Source organism: Otoolea muris, from assembly GCF_943193115.1.
Taxonomy (GTDB): domain Bacteria; phylum Bacillota; class Clostridia; order Lachnospirales; family Lachnospiraceae; genus Otoolea; species Otoolea muris.
Genome location: NZ_CALPCY010000117.1, coordinates 1 through 3,400, shown reverse-complemented (window position 1 = coordinate 3,400; position 3,400 = coordinate 1). Strand labels below are relative to the sequence as shown.

Genomic DNA, 3,400 nt, shown 5'->3' with positions numbered 1-3,400 from the left:
GAACTTTTTACCGCATTATCCTTGTGATTACAATGGTTTTTGCGGCTTGTTCCGATAAAAATTTTATTCCTATAACCTACGGTAGCTGAACATTCAAAAGACAAAATGCGTGAATACACTTTCTCTAATAATGTGTTGACAGCAATTTGAATTGATTTTTTTCAAACTCTAAAAGCCCCTCATCACGCATTTTACAAAGTTCATTTGACATGGCACTGCGATCAACTGAAAGAAAATCTGCAAGTTGCTGACGGTTAAAAGGAATTGTAAAGCTTACACTATTCTGCTTTTTCGATTCTTCTGATAAATAGGAAATCAATTTATCCCGTGTAGTTCGTTTGGACATATGGCCAAGTTTCCGTACAAGATTTCTATTTTTTTCAGAAATTGAGAAAAACATATTCTGTATGACCAATGTATGAAAATGACAGGCTGCTGAGCAGACTGTAATAATCCGCCTTACATTAAAAAAGATGACTACACTGTTTTCTACTGCAACAATATCATTGGGAAACGCCCCGCTTTCAGGTGAAGCATACGCCTCTCCAAATGTTTCACCTACGCCGATTTTTCCAAGGATGCTGCGATTGCCCCAATAATCATCTGTCTGGATATAAAGGCTCCCCTCGATTAAAACAATAATGTCGCTTAAATGTTCCCCTTGCCGTAAAACATATTCTCCTTTTTTATATGTGCAGGGTTTTGCTCCAAGGCAGGAAATCATGGATGCAATTTCATCATCACCAACCCCGGCAAATAGCTTTGTTCTTTTAAGAACAGAAATATATTTTTTCATAAAGCCTCATTTCTCGTTGTAAAAACAACCGCTTTGTTTGAATTATTGTAATATAATCTCAACGTAATGTCAATGGGCTACCGATACGATGGTAATACCTTAAAGACGAAATGTGATGAAAACAACACTTGCCACCCAAACATAATGTAAGCAATGTGTTTTCAATGGAAAGGAGCAAAATATGGTCAGAAAAATAATAAAAATTGATGAAGAAAAATGTATTGGCTGCGGTGCCTGTGCTGATGCCTGCCATGAAGGAGCCATTGAAATGATTGACGGCAAGGCACGGCTCACTCGTGAAGATTATTGTGACGGGCTTGGTGACTGTTTGCCTGCATGTCCTGTGGATGCTATTGCTTTTGAAGAAAGGGAAGCGCCTGCATACGATGAAGGTGCCGTCCTGGCTGCTAAGAGTAAAAAACAATCTGCTACGCTTCCTTGTGGCTGTCCTGGAACACAATCAAAGACCATTCACAGAGAAAGTCACACAGACAGTGTTTTTTCTGCACCAACAAACAGCCATCTCTCACAATGGCCTGTGCAGATCAAACTTGTCCCTGTGAATGCGCCTTACTTTGACAATGCTAATCTTTTGATAGCGGCAGATTGTACAGCTTATGCTTACGGAAATTTCCACAACGAGTTTATCCGAAATCATATTACTCTTATTGGATGCCCAAAACTCGACGAGGGCGACTATACCGAAAAGCTGACTGCAATACTTTCAAACAATAATATTAAAAGTGTTACCGTTGTACGCATGGAAGTACCTTGCTGTGGCGGTATCGAAAACGCTGCAAAAAATGCTTTGCAAACAAGTGGCAAGTTCATTCCGTGGAGGATTGTTACGGTATCTACGGACGGAAAAATATTAGATTAAACGGAGGAAAGAAAGATGGAAAGAAAAATGTTTTGTTTTCAATGTGAACAGACAGCAGGCTGTTCTGCTTGTACCGGAGGTGCCGGTGTATGTGGTAAGAAATCCGATACCGCTGAATTACAGGATAAGCTGACTGGCGCACTTATTGGTCTTGCAAGGGCTGTGGAGGGAGATGAAAGTCTTGCCACAGAAATGACAGACAAATTAGTTGTGGAGGGGCTTTTTACCACAATCACCAATGTGAATTTTAACAACGACACAATCACTGCGCTTACAGGGCAGATACAAGCTGAGAAAGAGCGTCTTGTGCCGAATTGTTCTGATTGTTCTTCTGCTTGCGGGAGAAGCAGTAATTACGACATGAAAGAACTATGGAGTGCAAACGAGGATGTTCGTTCTTTGAAATCCCTCATCCTATTCGGCATTCGTGGCATGGCAGCTTACGCTTACCATGCTGATGTACTCGGCTATCGTGATGCTGCTGTAAATAAATTCTTCTATAAAGCGCTTTGGGCTATCGGAATGAAGGACTGGGGCATGGAGGAACTTCTTCCCATTGTTATGGAAGTGGGAGAAATCAATCTGAAATGCATGGCTCTTCTTGACAAAGCCAATACTGAAACCTATGGAAATCCCGCTCCAACTGAAGTTAGCCTGACCATAGAAAAGGGCCCGTTTATCGTCATTTCCGGGCATGACCTATATGACTTAAAACAGCTTCTCGAACAGACCGAGGGGAAAGGCATCAATATCTATACACACGGCGAAATGCTTCCTGCACACGCATATCCTGAATTAAAAAAATACTCACACCTGAAAGGAAATTTCGGGACAGCCTGGCAGAATCAGCAAAAGGAATTTACCGATATTCCTGCGCCTGTTTTGTTTACCACCAACTGCCTGATGCCTCCAAAGGAAAGTTATGCCGACCGCGTGTTCACAACTGAGGTTGTTTCCTACCCGGAACTCATACACATTGGTGAAAACAAAGATTTTACACCTGTCATTGAAAAGGCACTTTCTCTTGGTGGCTATCCTATGGATATGCACCTTACTGGAATTAACGGCGGGCAAAGAGTTATGACAGGCTTTGCACATAATACAGTTCTTTCGGCCGCCGATACCGTGATAAAGGCTGTAAAATCTGGCGACATCAAACATTTCTTCCTTGTAGGCGGCTGTGATGGTGCAAAGCCTGGACGCAATTATTATACGGAATTTGTTAAGCAGACACCAAAGGACAGTATTGTGCTGACACTCGCCTGCGGTAAATACCGTTTCAATGACCTTAATCTTGGGACAATCGGTGAGCTTCCCAGAATTATGGACATGGGGCAGTGCAATGATGCATATAGCGCAATCAAAGTCGCGTCAGCGCTTGCAGAAGCTTTTGGTTGCAGTGTAAACGACCTGCCACTTTCAATCATTCTGTCATGGTATGAGCAGAAAGCGGTCTGTGTTTTGCTAACACTCCTGCATCTTGGTATTAAAAACATTTTGATTGGCCCCTCGCTTCCAGCATTTATTTCACCGAAGGTGCTTAATTTTCTTGTAGAAAACTACAACATTGCACTTATTAGCACGCCCGAAGAAGACTTAAAAAAAATGCTTGGATAAAGAACATTGGCAACATCATTTTAGCCTAACTAACTCAAACTTCCCACACCGATTGGTGTGCTGAACCTTGAAAAATCAATACTTTAGTCCATAAAAAAGGCACAAAC

At 41.7% G+C, this 3,400-nt stretch carries 3 protein-coding genes; 2 read left to right on the top strand and 1 reads right to left on the bottom strand.

From position 1 onward, the window contains the following. Positions 1-124 precede the first annotated feature (124 nt). The gene (locus NFS31_RS26320; RefSeq protein ID WP_004059894.1) at positions 125-796 is read right to left on the bottom strand and encodes a Crp/Fnr family transcriptional regulator; all 672 of its coding nucleotides are present in this window, start codon (positions 794-796) and stop codon (positions 125-127) included. Positions 797-977: 181 nt separating this feature from the next. Between NFS31_RS26320 and NFS31_RS26315 the strand changes: the two genes are divergently transcribed. Further along, entirely contained in the window at positions 978-1,676 is a 699-nt protein-coding gene (locus NFS31_RS26315) for an ATP-binding protein (RefSeq protein WP_004059896.1), read from the top strand. A gap of 15 nt (positions 1,677-1,691) precedes the next feature. Next, entirely contained in the window at positions 1,692-3,293 is a 1,602-nt protein-coding gene (gene hcp / locus NFS31_RS26310; protein WP_251501925.1) for a hydroxylamine reductase, read from the top strand. Positions 3,294-3,400: the final 107 nt, after the last annotated feature.